Origin of the sequence: Xanthomonas sp. CFBP 7698 (genome assembly GCF_003600855.1) — a bacterium.
Classification (GTDB): Bacteria; Pseudomonadota; Gammaproteobacteria; order Xanthomonadales; family Xanthomonadaceae; genus Xanthomonas; species Xanthomonas cannabis.
In genome coordinates this window covers 204,989-222,103 of record NZ_PRDN01000003.1, presented here as the reverse complement: position 1 = coordinate 222,103, position 17,115 = coordinate 204,989, and the positions used below count along the sequence as shown (strand labels likewise).

At 65.8% G+C, this 17,115-nt stretch carries 12 protein-coding genes, 1 tRNA gene and 1 other RNA gene; 10 read left to right on the top strand and 4 right to left on the bottom strand.

Annotated features, from left to right (window positions below; all coding sequences use genetic code 11):
- Nucleotides 1-289 precede the first annotated feature (289 nt).
- A complete protein-coding gene (gene ubiA, locus XnspCFBP7698_RS14715; protein ID WP_104579343.1) occupies nt 290-1,195 on the bottom strand; it encodes a 4-hydroxybenzoate octaprenyltransferase in 906 nt (301 codons plus the stop codon).
- A 419-nt stretch (nt 1,196-1,614) separates the two neighbouring features.
- Here ubiA and XnspCFBP7698_RS14710 point away from each other — a divergent pair.
- The 9 genes from XnspCFBP7698_RS14710 to XnspCFBP7698_RS14670 all read left to right on the top strand — a co-directional run bounded on the left by XnspCFBP7698_RS14710 (nt 1,615) and on the right by XnspCFBP7698_RS14670 (nt 12,805).
- Nucleotides 1,615-1,691, top strand: a tRNA-Arg gene (locus XnspCFBP7698_RS14710).
- A gap of 1,328 nt (nt 1,692-3,019) precedes the next feature.
- On the top strand, nt 3,020-5,266 hold the full coding sequence (locus XnspCFBP7698_RS14705) for a methyl-accepting chemotaxis protein (protein ID WP_104579342.1): 2,247 nt from the start codon (nt 3,020-3,022) through the stop codon (nt 5,264-5,266).
- Between the two features lie 569 nt (nt 5,267-5,835).
- A complete protein-coding gene (locus XnspCFBP7698_RS14700; RefSeq protein ID WP_104579341.1) occupies nt 5,836-7,194 on the top strand; it encodes an alpha/beta fold hydrolase in 1,359 nt (452 codons plus the stop codon).
- 38 nt (nt 7,195-7,232) lie between these two features.
- A complete protein-coding gene (locus XnspCFBP7698_RS14695; RefSeq protein WP_233548997.1) occupies nt 7,233-8,717 on the top strand; it encodes a GMC family oxidoreductase in 1,485 nt (494 codons plus the stop codon).
- 43 nt (nt 8,718-8,760) lie between these two features.
- A complete protein-coding gene (locus XnspCFBP7698_RS14690) occupies nt 8,761-9,564 on the top strand; it encodes an SDR family oxidoreductase (RefSeq protein ID WP_104579339.1) in 804 nt (267 codons plus the stop codon).
- A gap of 688 nt (nt 9,565-10,252) precedes the next feature.
- A complete protein-coding gene (locus XnspCFBP7698_RS14685; RefSeq protein WP_104579433.1) occupies nt 10,253-10,771 on the top strand; it encodes a dehydrogenase in 519 nt (172 codons plus the stop codon).
- The gene (locus XnspCFBP7698_RS14680; RefSeq protein WP_104579338.1) at nt 10,759-11,517 is read left to right on the top strand and encodes a PIG-L family deacetylase; all 759 of its coding nucleotides are present in this window, start codon (nt 10,759-10,761) and stop codon (nt 11,515-11,517) included. The genes XnspCFBP7698_RS14685 and XnspCFBP7698_RS14680 overlap by 13 nt, the downstream gene beginning before the upstream one ends.
- Nucleotides 11,514-12,116 carry a class I SAM-dependent methyltransferase gene (locus XnspCFBP7698_RS14675; protein WP_104579337.1) on the top strand — a complete coding sequence of 201 codons (603 nt, stop codon included), beginning with the start codon at nt 11,514-11,516 and terminating at the stop codon, nt 12,114-12,116. The genes XnspCFBP7698_RS14680 and XnspCFBP7698_RS14675 overlap by 4 nt, the downstream gene beginning before the upstream one ends.
- A complete protein-coding gene (locus XnspCFBP7698_RS14670; protein ID WP_104579336.1) occupies nt 12,113-12,805 on the top strand; it encodes a glycosyltransferase in 693 nt (230 codons plus the stop codon). The genes XnspCFBP7698_RS14675 and XnspCFBP7698_RS14670 overlap by 4 nt, the downstream gene beginning before the upstream one ends.
- A gap of 77 nt (nt 12,806-12,882) precedes the next feature.
- On the opposite strand, the gene XnspCFBP7698_RS14665 is transcribed toward XnspCFBP7698_RS14670, so the two are convergent.
- The 3 genes from XnspCFBP7698_RS14665 to XnspCFBP7698_RS14655 form a co-directional block, all read right to left on the bottom strand.
- A complete protein-coding gene (locus XnspCFBP7698_RS14665) occupies nt 12,883-13,293 on the bottom strand; it encodes a hypothetical protein (RefSeq protein WP_104579432.1) in 411 nt (136 codons plus the stop codon).
- Nucleotides 13,294-13,736: 443 nt separating this feature from the next.
- Nucleotides 13,737-13,812, bottom strand: a non-coding RNA gene (locus tag XnspCFBP7698_RS14660) — sX9 sRNA.
- Nucleotides 13,813-13,873: 61 nt separating this feature from the next.
- Nucleotides 13,874-14,215 carry an HPF/RaiA family ribosome-associated protein gene (locus tag XnspCFBP7698_RS14655; protein WP_039406034.1) on the bottom strand — a complete coding sequence of 114 codons (342 nt, stop codon included), beginning with the start codon at nt 14,213-14,215 and terminating at the stop codon, nt 13,874-13,876.
- 335 nt (nt 14,216-14,550) lie between these two features.
- Here XnspCFBP7698_RS14655 and XnspCFBP7698_RS14650 point away from each other — a divergent pair, with 335 nt between their 5' ends.
- Nucleotides 14,551-17,058 carry a DUF3772 domain-containing protein gene (locus tag XnspCFBP7698_RS14650; protein ID WP_104579335.1) on the top strand — a complete coding sequence of 836 codons (2,508 nt, stop codon included), beginning with the start codon at nt 14,551-14,553 and terminating at the stop codon, nt 17,056-17,058.
- The last annotated feature ends 57 nt before the right edge of the window (nt 17,059-17,115 follow it).

Sequence of the window (17,115 nt, the reverse complement as noted above, 5' to 3'; positions counted from 1 at the left end):
CCGTTTGACGTGGCTTTGGAAGGCGCAAAGACACGTCAGTGGGGTGCTGCAGGCGTTGCGTGGTCCCGTACCCTCACCCCAACCCCTCTCCCGCAGGAGGGGGGCTTGCTACCTGCGGCGTGGTGCTCTGCGGCGCAGGCTTCACGTTGGATCGGCCAACGCTTGTCTTGAGCGAAGCACGTCATTCAACGGGCCCTTGTCTGTCGAACGCTGCCGCCTGCCAATTCCAGATTCCAGATTCCAGATTCCAGATCCACGGACCCCAATTCCCGATTCCCGATTCCCGCTGCTAACGTGCTGCCACCGCGATCGCGATTCCGAGGAAGATCGCCAGGCCCACCCAGTTGTTGTGCAGGAAGGCGCGGAAGCACGGGCCGCGTTCGCGGTGGCGGGCAATGCGGAATTCGTAGATCACCAGCAGCGCCGCCACGCCCAGGCCGGCCCAGAAGGCAACGCCGAGCGCGGCACGCAGGCCAACCGCCGCCAGGGTGGCGAACATCAGCGCATACAGCACGCCTTGCGCCAGCAGATCGTATTTGCCGAACAGGATGGCGGTGGACTTGCTGCCCATGCGGATGTCGTCGTCGCGGTCGACCATGGCGTACCACGTGTCGTAGGCGGTGGCCCACAGGATATTGGCCGCATAGAGCAGCCAGCCCAGCAACGGCACGCTGCCCTGGACGGCCGCAAAGCCCATCGGAATGCCCCAGCCGAACGCCATGCCCAGGTAGACCTGCGGCAGGTGGGTATGGCGTTTGAGATAGGGATAGCTCGCAGCCAGAAACACGCCCGGCACGCTCAGCGCCACGGTCAGCCAGTTGAGGCTGAGCACCAGTGCGAACGCCACCAGCATCAGCGCCACGAACACCCACAACGCCTCACGTCCGGACACCGCACCGGTGGCCAGTGGGCGGGTCTTGGTGCGCTCGACATGCGGGTCCAGCCAACGGTCGGCGTAGTCGTTGATGACGCAGCCGGCCGAGCGGGTCAGCCAGACCCCGGCGGTGAACACGAACAACGTCCACAACGGCGGCAGGCCGTCCGCGGCCAGCCAGAGTGCCCACCAGGTGGGCCACAGCAGCAGCAGGCTGCCGATCGGGCGGTCGCCACGCACCAGCTTCCAGTACTGCCCCAACCGTTCGGACCACGTCAGCGCGGGCGCTGCCGCTGCCTGTTCAAACCCATGCTCGCTCATGTCGCAAAGGGTAGCAGCGCGCCCCGGCCCCGGCCATGCGGAGATTGGCGCGCCGCGCATTGCGCATGGCAGCGGGCATCAGGGGGGCAGGTGCGTAGGGGGACAGGGGAAATTGGGGAACAGCAGGAGCAGCAGGAGCAGCAGGAGCAGCAGGAGCAGGGAAACAGGAGGAGCAGGGAACCGGACGGGCTTGGGTTGGGTGTGCATGACCTCGGACAAGCACGACAAATGGCAGTGGGGCATGCGGGCGCCCAGCGCTGGCGGGTGGAGGCCATCGCGTGGCTGGCCTGGAGCGAGCTGCTTCTGCTTCCGCTGCCGAGGCCGGTTCACGCGGCCGCCGGCGGCAGGTCACCCAAGCGCCTTGCCGGGAACTGCGGACATCGCGCGGCTGGCGCCGGTCTGGCATAATGCCGGGCCAGGCGCTCGTAGCTCAGCCGGATAGAGTAGTGGCTTCCGAAGCCATTGGTCGGGGGTTCGAATCCCTCCGGGCGCACCAGATGAACCCTCCGGGGACATCCCAGAAAGTCCAAAACCCCTGAGAAATCGGGGGTTTTTGTTTCCTGCACGTCCACCGGGCCCACCCGGCCACCCTGATCGCTGACCTCCAGCCTATCGGGCACGGAGGAGCGTCGGCCCTGCTGCGTAAAGATGCCGTGCGGTCCGGGCCTGCCTAGCGGTGCGGGCGGGCGCTTGCGTTGGCGTGGCGTCGTCGCCCTGATCGGGGTCTGATGCGGTCAGAGTAGGCCGGCCCTTGAGCCGCCGCGTCAGATCCGTCGATGCTCAAGCGAACCGCGCGTTCATGGTTGCTGCGGATGAACGGCATGGCTGCGCCGCTTCGCGAGATTTCCTTGGCATCGAAGTCGCGCGTGTACCCGGAGGCGAAAAGGAACATCGCGCTTCCATCGCGCTCGTTGCTATCGAGCCTTCATGACGAGGCGTGCCGCGCCCATGTCAGCGAGTGGATCTCGGCTCCTTGGCAGATTCGTGGTGTCAACAGCCCTCCATATCCCCTGCTGTTGTCTACCGGCCTAGCCTCGACGGCCTGGCGAGCTCTCGCGCGCCACAGATGCCGCGTAACGTGGCCAACGGATCTGACTTCCTGTGGGATTAGCTTGCGAGCAAGCATGCCGCCAATGTTCCGGTTCCAGTGATTCCGGTCTCATCGTGATGTCTTCGCCTGAGCTGGGCGTGTTGATCAGCGTGCAATCCGATGGAGAGAACATGCACCAGCAACTACCTTGATTCGCTGATCTGGCCAGACCAGTCTGTCGTGCTCAACGCGTCAGTACAGCAGCGGCGCGACGCACAGCAGCTGCACATTGGCGAGCACGCGTCAGCACGATGTCTTTATCGGGTCTGATCAAGAAGGTGTCGACCCGGCCGGATCAATCAGCTTGAACTGGCCGCGAACTGCTCACGCTATTGCACAGCCACGTGGGACATGTCCTTCGCTTGTTATCCAGGCACGCTGACGCATGACAGAGCGACTGAGCCTGAAACGATCAATTGGCACATGAGTAACGATTGTCTGGCGTCGCCACGCGTTCACATCTTCACGCTGCGCCTGCGGAGCGCGCTGCCGTCGCAATAGGTGTTATCTCTCGGTTCGATTGATGGGAGCACCACCAGACACGGCCCGCACGTCTGCCCGCGAATTGCTTGAGCATCGAATACTGAATCGGTTTCGGGTCGCCGCAGCGGAGCTATGCCTTTTTACCAGGCAAGGTATTCAGCCGCTCAATAGCGAGTCGATATAGACGGAGCACAGGCATTGCACACGCGGTGCATGCCTGCCTCTTTCCATATTTCTGGTCGAACCTACTGATGAACACGTTCTTGCAGCGCTACAACGTTGGCCGCCGACTGGGGATGGCCTTCGGTATTCTCATTCTGTTGTCGGGTTTGCTGGTGGCCACGGGCCTGAGCACCATGGCCAGCGCCCGTACCGAGATGGACACCATCGTCAAGGTCAACGTCGCCAAGATGCAGCTCAGCAACGCCATGCGCGATGCCAACTCCAATATCTTCATTGCGCTTGGAACGCTGGCGATGGTGACGTCTGACGAGTTGAATGAGCAGGCTGCTCAAACCGTCAAGGAACAACGTCAGCGCTACGCAGACGAGCGAAAGGCGTTGGAGACATATCCTGCGACCGATGCCGGCCTCAAGCTCCGCGCCGAAATCGATGCCGCTCGCGAGGTTTCGCGTGTTTTGAATGATCAGGTCATCGTGCTCGCGTCGGCGAACAAGAACGATGAGGCGCAGCTGTTTCTGAGCGAGAAGGCGCGCCCGGCGATGCTCGTCTGGCAGGCCAAGATCGCCGAGAACGTCAAGCTGCAGGAAAAGCAGACTGCGCAATCCTACGACGATGCGGTTGCCGCGATGAACCGGGGCAAGACCCTGCTGATCATCGGTGGCGTGGCCGTGGTGCTCATCAGCAGCCTGCTCGCCTTCACCATCACCCGCAGCTTGACGCTGCCCCTGGGCCGGGCCACGCGTGCCGCCGAGGCAATTGCAGGCGGCAATCTGGATAACGATGTGGACACGCAGGCCAGGGATGAAAGCGGGCGCCTGCTCAACGCGATGAGCAAGATGCAACTGCAGCTGCAGAACCTGCTCGCTGCGCAGGCCGACATGGCAAAACGTCACGACGACGGGCAGACCAGTTTCCGCATCGATGCATCGGCGTTTCCGGGCAATTACGGGCGTATGGCGCACGACACCAATGACCTGGTGGCCTCGCACATTGCGGTCACGGCGAAGCTTGCGCAGATCATGGGGCGCTATGCGATCGGCGACCTCAGCCAGGACATGGACAAGCTGCCCGGCGAGAAGGCCGTGCTCACCGATACCATGGTGCAGGTCAAGCAGAACCTTGGCGCGATGAATACCGAGATCAAGCATCTCGCGCTGGCCGCTGCCGATGGAGATTTCACTGCCCGCGGCGATGCGGACCGTTTTCAATATGACTTCCGCGTCATGGTGGAGAGCCTCAACACCTTGATGTCCACCGCCGACGGCAACCTGCAGTCGCTGTCCGGTCTGTTGCAGTCCATTGCCGCAGGCGACCTCACCGCGCGCATGAGGGGCGAGTTCCGTGGCGTCTTCGCACAGATGCGCGACGATGCCAACGCCACTGCCACGCAGCTTGCCGAGATTGTCACCGGCATCAAGACCTCTGCCATTTCGATCAAGGGCGCGGCCAGCGAGATCGCTGCGGGCAACCAGGATCTGTCGCAGCGCACCGAGCAGCAGGCGGCCAATTTGGAAGAAACCGCCGCCTCGATGGAAGAGCTCACCTCGACGGTCAGGCAGAATGCCGAGGGCGCGCGTCAGGCCAATCAGCTCGCCATCGGCGCGGCCAGCGTTGCCGCACAGGGTGGGCAGGTGGTGAGCAAGGTGGTCGAGACCATGGCAGGAATCGAGGCTTCGTCCAAGAAGATCGCCGACATCATTTCCGTCATCGATGGCATCGCGTTCCAGACCAATATCCTGGCCTTGAACGCGGCAGTGGAAGCCGCACGTGCAGGCGACCAGGGGCGCGGTTTTGCGGTGGTGGCAAGCGAGGTGCGCACGCTCGCGCAGCGCTCCTCCGGCGCTGCCAAGGAAATCAAGAGTTTGATCGATGACTCGGTGCAGCGTGTCGCCGAGGGTTCGGCGCTGGTGCATAGCGCCGGCACGACGATGACCGAAGTGGTTGCCAGCGTGCAGCGCGTCACCGACATCATGGGCGAGATCTCCGCTGCGTCGCAGGAACAGTCGGCAGGGATCGAGCAGGTCAATCAGACGGTCACCCAGATGGACGAGACCACGCAGCAGAACGCCGCGTTGGTGGAGGAGGCAACGGCAGCGGCGCGCTCGCTGGAAGAGCAGGCCGTCCATCTCACCGACGCTGTCGCGGTATTCAAGACCGATGCCGCCGGTGGTGCGGCCGTCACCGCGCTGCTGTCCAGCCTTTCGGTTGCAAAGACGGCAAAGCCGAAGCCAGCCGTCGTTGGCCGTAGTACCCCTGCGACGCCGCGGCCGGCACTGGCTGCGGTCAGCAACGAGACCAGTTGGCAGGAGTTCTGAGACTCGCCCGCCCGCGTGGCGCCCACCCGGCGCCGTGGCGCAATGCGCGTGGTTGACCGGGCGCATATCGCCATGCGCAGTCGTCGCCGACTGTCGCACCGTGCGTCGTCGGGATGCGTGGGTGCGTCATCACTGCGCGCCCACCATCGCAACCAGGCAGGTTTGCAAACGTTATGGCCATGCCGGCCGGCGCCCACGCAGCGATCGCCATCTTCAACCATGGCCTCTGCCATTCCACGCGCTGCCGGTGCCCGGAGATCCATCTCTTCAAAAGAACGTGCCAGATAGCTGAAGCACCACCTGTGACCGCGCTGTCACGGGTTATGCGCCGCAGGCAGTCCACACTGCACCGCGTCCGCGGCGCATCACCGCGCGACGCCGCTCGGTCATCGCTCGGCACACGTCGCGACGTTGTGGCTTGAGCCTTGTCGACCCGCAAGAACCCGCGTCGGGCCGCTGACATCCGGGATGCAGTTGCGCAGACCCGCGCGGTGCACCTTGCGAACTCATCTGCACGGCGCGTGGACGAGCGCCTCGTCACCATGGAGTTCTTGTGACCGAGGTGGTGCATGGCAAAGCCGACGCTGTTTTTTCTGCACGCCCTCGGCGGCAGCCGCCAGGAATGGAATGCTGTCATCCAGCAGCTGGGGGAGCGTTTCGAGTGCGTGGCATTGGACATCCCCGGCTTCGGCGATGCGGAGCCGCTGGACGATGCAGGTGTGGGCGCACAGGTGGCCTGGTTCGTCGACCAGGTCGTCGAGCGCCAGCCCACGCGCTGGTGTGTCATCGGGCACAGCATGGGCGGGAAGATCGCCACGCTGGCCGCGGCGCAGGCGCGCGACGGCGTTGCCGGTCTTGCCGGACTCGCCGGTGTCGTGCTCGTCGCCGCATCGCCTCCCGCGCCGGAGCCGATGGATGAAGTGCGGCGACAGACCATGCTTGGCTGGTTCGAGAACGGGCTCCCTACGCAGGCCGAGGCGGAGCAGTTCGTCGATGACAACTGCGCGCTGCCGCTTCCGCCAGCACTCAGACAATGCGCGGTCGACGACGTGCTGCGAACCAGCGCCAAGGCCTGGTTGGCCTGGCTGACCCATGGCAGCCGGGAAGACTGCCGTGAGCCGGCCGGTTGCATCGACGTTCCGGCGTTGATCGTGGCCGGTGGTGAAGACGGCGATCTCGGCGAACCCGCGCAAAGACGGCTGAACCTGCCGCACTACGCGCATGCCCGTTGTGTGGTTGTCGACGGCGCAGCCCATCAGATCCCGTATGAGCGTCCGCAGGAGCTGGCGCAGCACATCGCTGCCCATGTGGAGCACTGCGTGCAGCAGTGCCTGCCTGAAGAGTTTGTGGCCTTGCTCAATGCCAGCCGGGTGGCGCCGCGGATGCGCAAGGTGCTGCTCGCGCGCCATGCGGGCCCGCCGGCGGCGGCCACAGGCGTCCTGCGCCCGCATCAGCTGGAGATCCTGACCGCGGTGGTCGCGCGCGTGCTGGATGGCGCGCGCGACGCACCGCAGATCGCACGGCGCATCGATGTGCAGCTTGCCCAGGGCGCAGGCGACGGGTGGCGGCACGCCGACCTGCCGGCCGATGCCGCGGCGCTGCCACTGGGTCTGGAGACGCTCGATGCCCTGGCGCACGGCTTTGTCGCGTTGGCCGCCGAGGACCAGGACCGCTGGCTGCACAGCATTGCCGCTTGCGCAGCGGGCGACACGTCGGCCTATGGCCTGGATGCCACCCAGCTCGCCCACTGGTTCGAGGACGTGCGTGCCGAGGCGATCCGCACCTGGACCAGCCTCCCCGCCACGCTGGCGCTGCTGGGCTACGATGGATTTGCCGTGGGTGGTGCGGGCCTGGACAGCCCGGGCTATGAACTCACCACCGCCAACCGGCACGAGCAGTGGCAGCTTTGCGCACCGGGTGCCCGGTGAGGCCCGAGTGCAGCACCGACATCGTCGATGCGGTGGTGATCGGCAGCGGTGCCGGTGGCGGCCCGGTGGCGGCAAGGCTGGCGCAGGCCGGGGTTTCGGTGGTGGTGCTGGAGGCGGGCGCCGCGTTCACCCCTGACGCGCATCTTCCCGACGAGCTCACCACCGGCATCTACTGGATGGACGAGCGGTTGAGCGGCGGGCAGACCCCCACCGCGTTCGGGCCGAACAACTCCGGGTCCGGCCTGGGCGGCTCGACGCTGCACTGGGGCGCGTTCTGTCCGCGGCCGGACGCACGCGATCTCGCGCTGCGCACGCAGACCGGTGAGGGCGCCGATTGGCCGATCGCGTCTCCGGAGCTGCTGTCGTATGTCCGCCGGGTCGAGGAGTTCATCGGCGTTTCCGGGCCCGCGCATTATCCGTGGGACCCGGACCGGAGCTATCGCTATCAGCCGGCACAACGCAATGCGTCGGCCGAGGCGATGGAGCGCGGCTGCCGCGCGCTGGGTGTGACGGCGACCGATGCGCCTGCGGCGTTGGTGACCACGCCACATCATCAGCCGCACTGGGGCCGGCGAGCGGCCTGCAACAACTGCGGCGCGTGTCACCAGGGGTGCAGCAACGGCGCCAAGGTGAGCGTCGATACCACCTGGCTCCCGTTGGCCGCAGCCCATGGCGCCCAGCTGCGTGCCGACAGTCGGGTGATCGACATCGAGCGCGATGCGCGTGGAACGATCAGTGGGGTGGTCTATCAGCAACATGGGCGGAGCCTGCGCCAACGCTGCCGTGCCGTGTTCCTGTGCGCCGGCGGCGTGGAGACGCCCCGCCTGCTGCTGAATCTGGAGCTGGCCAACTCCAGCGGGCAGGTCGGGCGCAATTTCATGGCGCACGTGGCCACGCAGGTGTGGGGGGAGTTCGATGCGCAGATGCGCATGAACCGCGGCTACCCGTCGTCGCTGATCACCGAAGACATGCTGCGTCCGCCCGGTGCCGATTTCATCGGCGGCTACCTGGTGCAGAGCCTGGGCGTCCAGCCGGTGACGCTGGCCAACACGCTGGCGCGCGGCGCAGGAATGTGGGGCAACACCTTGATGACCACCCTGCAGCGCTACAACCACCTTGCCGGCATCGGCATCAACGGCGAGTGCCTGCCGTACGACCGCAACCGGCTGACCTTGTCCGACGAGCGCGATGCTTTCGGCCATCGCAAGGCGCGGATCGACTTCAGCTATGGCCCCAACGAGCAGGCACTGGATGCGCATGCGCGGCGCTTCCTGCAGGCGGTGTGGGAGGCTGTAGGAGCCCGCAGCATCTTCGCCGCTGCCCGCTCCGCGCACACCCTGGGCACCTGCAGGATGGGCCGTGACCCGCAAACGGCCGTGGTCGACCCGGACGGCCGCTCGTTCGACATCCCCAATCTCTACCTCTGTGACAACTCGGTGTTTCCCAGCGCCTTGGCGGCCAACCCGGCCCTGACCCAGATGGCACTGGGCCTGCGCACGGCCGAACGGTTTCTTGCGCGCTAGTGACGCGTACACCACACCCTCTTTCAACTACCAGGAGCTCACCATGGATCTCGGAATAGACGGTCGCGTCGCCCTCGTCAGTGGCGGCGATTCGGGAATGGGCAAGGAGACTGCACGCCAGCTCCTTGCCGCCGGCGCACGCGTGGCCATCACCGATCTCCCGGGCGGCACGCTGGCGCAGGCGAAGGCGGAGCTGTCGGACCTGGGGCAGATCATCGCCATCGAGGGAGACGTCACCCGCGAGCACGACGTCACCGCGCTCTGGGCACAGGTGCGGGAACAACTGGGCGACCCGGACATCTACGTCAACGCGGCCGGTGTCACCGGTGCAACCGGCGACTTCCTGGAGGTCGACGATGCGGGCTGGATCGAGACGCTGGACATCAACCTGATGGGCGCGGTGCGCATGTGTCGCCAGGCCATCCCCGCCATGCGGCGCAAGCAGTGGGGCCGGATCGTGTTGTTCGCATCCGAGGACGCCGTGCAGCCCTATGTGGACGAGCTGCCGTACTGCGCCTCGAAGGCGGCCATTCTCAGCCTGTCCAAGGGGCTGTCCAAGGCCTATGGCGGCGACAATGTGCTGGTCAATACGGTGTCGCCGGCCTTCATCGCAACGCCGATGACCGACAAGATGATGGAAAAACGCGCGCGCGAGAACGGCACCACGTTCGAGCAGGCGGTTGCATCGTTCCTGGACGAAGAGCGGCCCGGAATGGTGCTCAAGCGCCGCGGCCGCCCCGAAGAAGTGGCATCGGTGGTTGCGTTCCTGTGTTCGGAGCGCGCCAGTTTCATCAACGGCGCCGGCGTACGCGTGGATTCGGGTTCGGTCTTCACGATTGCCGGGTGAGGTGACCGGCAGCGCGGTGGTGCGTGCAGTTGGGTGGACGTGGGGCATCACGCACTGCCTGCGTGATCGCAACGGACGGATGTCTCACCAATGCATGCCTGCGTCACGTTGCGGTGCATGTGGATCGATCCGATAGCCGGCGCTGGAAGCAGACCAATGTGCATGCAGGCTCACACACGGTTGACTGATGAGCTTCTAGATTCGGCCGATGCTTCCTTCAGTCACCGCGCTTGATCACGCACGTCATGAGAGCCGAAGGCAGCACCGCGGCAGTCTTTCGTCGCGTGTGCTGGACCATGTGCGCGCGGTTCCCGATCTGCCCTGGCCGGGCGCTGGGCAGACCCGTGCGCGCTGGCGCGCATTGAGCGCACTGGGAGCCGAGAGCCTGCCATTGGCAAAAGTGCTGGAAGCGCATTACGACGCGCTTGCCATCCTGTCCGAGGCGGGCGAGCCGGCGCCACCGGCCGGCACCCTTTGGGCGGTGTGGGCAGCGGGCGGCCCGGACGATACCGTGACCTACGACCACCGTTTGGGTGCGTTGTCCGGCACCAAGCCGTGGTGCAGTGCGGACGATGTGGTGACTCACGCCCTGGTGACCGTCACGGATGGCGATAAGCGCCCCCTTGCCGCCGTGGATTTGGGTGCGGGCAGTTTCGAGCTGGATGCCGGCCAGTGGCACGGCCCGGGCATGGTGGGTATTCCTACCGGGATCGGCCATTTCGCCAGTGCGCCTGCCCGCCTGGTGGCCGATGCCGACTTCTATCTGCAGCGGCCCGGGTTCTGGCACGGCGGTGCCGGCATCGCGGCTTGCTGGTATGGCGCGGCGACGGCCATCGCCGAGCAGGTGCGGCGTTCTTCCCGGATCGTGGGCAATCCGTTTGCTGCAGTGCATGTGGCGGTCATCGATGAGCAGCTCCATGTCGCCAGGCTTGCGCTGTGCGAGCTGGCCGCGCAGATCGACGATGCGCCGGGCACCGACCATCGTTACGCGGTGACGCGCCTGCGCTGCCTGATGGACCGCGTGTGCCGCGATGTGCTGGAACGCGCGGCCCTGGCGCTTGGCCCGGTGTCGCTGTGCTGCGACGCCGAGCATGCACAACGCTGCGCAGACCTGGCCGCGTTTATCCGCCAGTGTCACGCAGAGAAGGACGAGCAATGGCTGGGAGAACAGCTGCATGCCTGCGAGCACACCCCATGGGCTCTCTGAGGGGCGGGCACATTGAAGGGCAGGGCATCAGCGAAGCACGCTGGCTTGCCTCGCGCACACTGGCGACATTGCCGCGCATCCGTCTGGACCAACTCATTGGCAGCGCTGCAAGGCTGGTCGTGGTTTCCCCGCATCCTGATGACGAGGTGCTGGGATGCGGCGGGCTGCTGGCCATGGCCGCAGCCGACGGGATGGACATCGTGATCGTTTCGGTGACCGACGGGGAGGCGGCCTATCCTGGCGAGGCGGCGTGGCCGCCGCCACGGCTCGCAGCGGCACGGCGCGAGGAGCTGCATGAGGCGCTGGCCTGTCTCGGCATCGATCCGGCAAACGTGGTGCGCATCGAGGTTGGTGATGGACAGGTGTGGGCGCATGGCGACGTGCTGGCTGCCCGACTCGCTGCGTTGATCCGGCCAACGGATGCGGTCTTTGTGACCTATGCAGGCGATGGGCATCCGGATCATGAAGCCTGCGCCGACGCGGCGATCAGCGTGGCAGCCGCGTGTGGCGCACGGCTCGTTCAATACCCGGTGTGGGCATGGCACTGGGACGACCCGGAGAACAGCACCATGCTGGCATCGGCCGCGCGCCTTGCACTGACCGATACCGTGCGTGCAGCCAAGGCACGGGCGCTTGCCGCGTTCAAGACACAGACCGGCGAGGTCGTTCCCCGGTTAGCCGATCCCATCCTCCCGGAGTGGGCGTTGGCCCGCTTCCGGCGAGATTTCGAGGTCTATATCGCATGAACGCCCAGACCAACGCGGATTACTTCGACCGCATCTACCAACGCCCGGACCCATTCGGCTACGGCACGCGCTGGTACGAATCGCGAAAGCGCGACATCCTGCTGTCCACCCTGCCAAGGGCGCAGTTCGCACGCGGCTGGGAGCTGGGCTGCTCCAATGGCGAGGCCACGCGCGGGCTTGCGGCGCGCTGCGACAGCCTGCTGGCAACGGACATGTCTGCGGGCGCGGTGGCGCAAGCCAGGCAGCGCGTGGGCGAACGCAGCAACGTGGAGATCCTGCAGGCATGCCACCCGCAGCAGTGGCCTGTGGGCAGTTTCGATCTGATCGTGCTGAGCGAAATCGGCTACTACCTGGAGCCACAGGAACTCGATGACCTGATCACACGGGCCCAACGCTCGCTGACTGCGGAAGGGCTGTTCGTTGCCTGCCACTGGAAGCATCCATTCGATCAGGCCCGCCAGGATGGTGTGTCGGTGCATGCCTGCATCGCACGTCTGCTCACGCTCCCGCTGGCCTACCGCTACGAGGACAGCGACTTCCTGCTCGAAGCCTGGACGGTGCAGCCGGTATCGGTTGCCCAGCAGGAAGGCCTGCGATGATCGCCGTGCTCATTCCCGCCCATAACGAGGCCGACGATATCGTTGGATGCCTGACCGCGGTCTTTGTCGCCGCTTCGCATCCGGATCTGCGCGAACCTGTGGATGTCATCGTGGCGGTGGACCGATGCACCGATGCGACCGCGAAGATCGCATCGCTGATGGGCGCCAGGGTGGTCGATGTGGGCAGCCCGTGGGGCGTGGGCGTGGCGCGCGCCGCGGCCGCTGCTGCGGCGATCGACCTTGGTGCCGATTGGCTCGCCATGACCGATGCCGACTCGCGCGTTCCCGCTGACTGGCTGATCGAACAGCGACGTATAGGTGCCGGGGTCTTCTGCGGGATCGTGGAAGTGGCGGACTGGTCGGGCTATGCGGACGAGGTCCGCAGCGCCTTCGAACAGACCCAGCCCAGGGGCGAAGGCCACGGACGGATCCATGGCGCCAATCTGGGCGTCAGCGCCGAGCTGTATCGACGCTGTGGTGGCTTCCCCTCGCTGGCCTGCAGTGAGGACGTGGCACTGGTGCGCGCGCTGCAGCGCATCGGTGCCCCAATCCGCTGGTCCCCGCGTGCTGCGGTCATCACCAGCGCGCGTCGGCAGGCGCGTGCGACCGGTGGGTTTTCGGACTTCCTGAAACAGCTGGAGGCGTGCCCGCCAGTGGAAGCGCACGCGGTGGCCGTCCCTACGGTGTGACCAGGTTTGCGTCTCGTCCACTCGCAAGCGCATCGATAGCAGGATTCCTGACGCAGGTAGCGGCGTTGTGCGAGCGACTAGCGTCCACCCTGAAATCGAAAGCTGAAGCGGGCCGTCGATGCAGACTCTCCAACGATGGGCGCAGGCGTGGCATTCACCAGGGTCAGCATGCCATCGGCCACGGGGACCGGGATGCCCAGTGTGAGATCAAGCTGCTTCGACCAGCCGCCGCCCATCACCGTAGCCCTGACGATCAGCCGCCCGGCATGAATGCACTGAACATCGGCCGGGCAGCGGCTGTCTTCGATCACCCGGTCGGGACGTACCTTGGGTCCATCGACCGCCGCAATGTCGCCCAGACGCACGGGGCCTTCGATCGGCGCATCGGCGGGGGCGCCCGTCGCTGCACACCCGGCAAGCGAGACGGCCCAGAGCATGACGGGTACCAGAGCGCGCAGGAGCGGGCCAGTTGTGTGGCGTTGACGCATGATCATCCGGTTCCAGATTCGATCCTGCCGGGCACCGGCCACATTGCCCGGCTGGTGCGACGGCATCGGTTTCGGAGCGGGCCACGTGGCTTCCGGGCGTGCGTTGCGCATTGCTTGGCATCACAACGCAGCTGCGGGCCACGAGCCGCTAGGGGTTGCTTGCTCAATTCAGATGCGCGACGCCAGTACAGTGCTCCAGCTGCTACAGCGGGCTGTTGCCGAAAAGCGCTCTTGCCGGCTCGACATTGCGACGACGACCAGACGCAGCCACTTCATGTAATCGACGTGCGTGGGCACTCCTACCGAGTGGCTCACGCATTCCGAGTTGCTCATGCATTCGTGAAGCGCCCCGACGCCATGCATTCAACGTAGGCGCCGGGGCGGCCAGGCCATGACCAAGGCGGTGCGCGGTGGAAGCGCCCGCCGTTACAGCGACTTAGAGTGGCTAACAAAACGTAGCGAGCGGTCGTCAGGTGGACGTGGACGGCGCACAGAAACCGGAGTGTACGAGGGGTACATGAGGATTCCGAGCACCGGCCGCGCCCGCCTGGCGGCTGCGCAGTAGTTTTGTTAGCCGCTCTTAGAGGCTATCCGGCGCCGGTGCGGTGGCCTTGGCGTGCTGCTTGCCGCGTGCATGCTCGATCGCCGTGCGCAGCTTGCGGGCAGCGCCGGTCACGGCCGAAGCCGTGGTCTCGGCGCTGTTGGTGGCCGCAATCGGCGGCAGGCCGGCGACGTGGGCTTCGATACTGCAGGTTCGATCCGCTGCGCCGCCGCGCTGGCCGTTTTCGTCGCGCAAATGCACGTCGACGCGGGTGATGTCGTTGGCAAAATGCGCCAGCTGGGCGGTGCAGGTCTTCTCGACATGCTGCACGACAGAGGGGTCATGCGGCACGTGCTTGTCGGTCTGGATCTGAATCTGCATAGATGTCTCCTTCGCGGTCATCCGCTGCGTCTGCCGTAGCGGTAGCTTGATTCTGCGGCAGCGCGGTGTTGCCGCAAGGTGACAAACCGCCGCATGTTCATGCACGGGTTGGCTCTGGCTTGCGGCTGAGGCCGGCTGGTGCAGCGCATGAGATTCGGAGGGATGGCCTGGTGCACGCGCACGACCCGCTGGCAGGTGAGCCACTGTTGCGAAGCAGCAAGCAGCCCTGTGTTGAAGCACTCGCGTCTGGGTCGTTATGTAGTCGGCAGCCGGGCGGTGCGTTGCATGAATCGTCCCCGCGGTGACGCTCGGCGCCACCGGGGTGGTGGCTTAAGATGCCCGCACCGCGCGGTGCTGCGCCTGTCCGATACCTGCCTGTGTCCGAGCTTCGATCCGCCCTGAGTGCCCGTTCGCGCGTGTTGCGGCATGTGTTGGTGTGCTGTGTGATGTGGCTGTTCTGCGCCGGCGCGGTGCTCGCGCAGGACGAAGACGCCCTGCTGGAGACGGCACAGAAACAGTTGGACGGCACGCAGAAGGTGCTGGATCAAGCGGATGTCGGATTGGAAAAGGCAGACGACGAACAGCTGCGCACGCTGATCGACCAGGTGACGGCGGCGCAACGGCAGGTACAGGATCTGGCACGTCAGCTGGATCCGCCGCTCAAACAGGTGAGCTCTCAGCTTGCGGGGCTGGGTGAGGCGCAGAACGGCGAGGCAACCGATCTCACGAAACAGCGCGCATCATTGAAGAAACAACAGAGCGCGCTGGATGCGGAATTCAAGCGGGCCAATCTGCTGGAGTCCAAAGCCCGCGACCTCGCTGATCGCCTCGAGCAGAAGCGCGCTCAACTGTTCAGCGTGCAGATGACGACCCGCGTTGCCTCGCCCTTGTCGCCGGCGCTCTGGAACGACATTGCGCAACACTGGCCGGACGACCGCACACGCCTGCAGCGCCTCTACGACGAGGCCGCCCAGCTGCTGCGTACCGGGATCGCCGCCAACGGCGTCGGCGGCCTGGTGACCGGTGGACTGATTGCACTGCTGCTGGCGTTTCCGCTGCGGATGTTTCTGCGACACCTGGGGCGGCGCTATGCAGCCTCGCGCGCGCCCGGCGGTCGCTTGCGGCGCTCCGGGCTGGCGTTGTGGTTTCTGTTGGTCGGCATTCTGAGCCTGGGCACGGCGGCATGGGTGCTGGCCGAAACCGTGCGTGCGATGGCCCAGGTGCCGGCCGACCTGGACGAGCTGCTCGGTGCATTCGTCATCATCAGCTTCGTTGCGGCCTTCGTGGGTTCGCTCAGCGCCAGCTTGTTGATGAAACATCAGCCGACCTGGCGGCTGTTCCCGCTGGATGACGCCACCGTCGATCGCCTGCGCGTGCATTGCCTGGCCACCGCTGCGGTGATCTGGTTCAGCGGCATGGCGATCAAGCTCAACGAGGTGGTGCAAACCAGCAGCGCGGCCACCACCGCCACCGACGCGGTGGCGGCATTGGTGTACGCCGGGCTGATCCTGTCTGCGCTGGCCGGGCTGAGCCTGTCGCTGCGCGCGCGTGCGGCCAGCGCCGGGGCGGCCAGTGCCGACAGCACCGAGCCACCACCGGTGGTCTCGCGGGGGGGCGGGGTCATCGTGCTGATCCGTCTCCTCGGGCATGTGGCGGTCATCGTGGCCCTGCTGTCAGCGCTGTTCGGCTATCTCAACCTCGGCTTGTTCATCGCGCGACAGATCATCTGGATCACCTTGATCTGCAGCTTGCTGGGGTTGCTGGTGGTCTTTGCCGACGACCTGTTGAGCTGGGTCTTCAAGCCGGACGGGCGCTTCAATCGTGCGCTGTCGCATGCCTCCGGCGTCGGCAGCGGGCGGCTGGTGCAACTGGGCCTGCTGCTGTCGGCCCTGGTGCGCGTAGTGCTGATCCTGCTGGGCATCGCCGCACTGGTGACGCCGTACGGTGCCAATCTCTCTGCCGTGACCGGCTGGGCCGAGAACGTGTCGCATGGTATCCAGATCGGCAAGGAACTCACCATCACGCCGGCGGCAGTGGTGCGCGCGCTGCTGGTGTTCGTGCTGGGGCTGGGCGTGGTGCATGTGGTGCAACAGTGGTTGCTCAACACCTACCTGCCCAAGACCGAACTGGATGCCGGTGCACGCAATTCGATCAGCACCGTGGCGCGCTATCTGGGTTGGCTGGTGGTCGTGGTGTGGGGCCTGACCGCGTTGGGCCTGGATCTGAAGCGGCTGGCGCTGGTGTTGAGCGCGTTGTCGGTGGGTATCGGTTTCGGTCTGCAGGCGATCACGCAGAACTTCGTGTCGGGCCTGATCCTGCTCGCCGAGCGGCCGGTCAAGATCGGCGACTGGGTGCGCATCGGCGATCAGGAAGGCGACGTGCGACGGATCAGCGTGCGTGCGACCGAGATCCAGGTGGGCGACCGCTCCACGTTGATCGTGCCCAACTCGGAGCTGATCACCAAGAGTGTGCGCAACATGACGTTGTCCAACCCGATGGGACGGGTGCAGCTGCAGTTCTCGGTGCCGTTGGAAACCGACGTGGCGAAGGTGCGCGACATGTTGCTGGCGCTGTTCGGCGAGCATGCCAAGGTGCTGGCCGAGCCGGCGCCATCGGTGTTCATCGATTCGCTGGCGGGCGGTCACGTCAACTTCAATTCGTTCGCCTACGTCAGTAGTCCGCGCGACTCGTATGGGGTGCGCAGCGAGTTGTTCTTCGCCCTGTTGCAGCGGATGGAGGCGGTGGGTATCGCACTGCAGTCGCCGCAGGAAATCCGCTTCAGTCGCGCAGGTGCAGCGGCGGCGCGTGATGCAGGGGATGGCACGCCTGTCTCGGAAGACTGAGCCGTGCGCCCCGCGTGGCCACGTTGCAGTCACTCGTTGCTGCAACGCTGTGCCGAG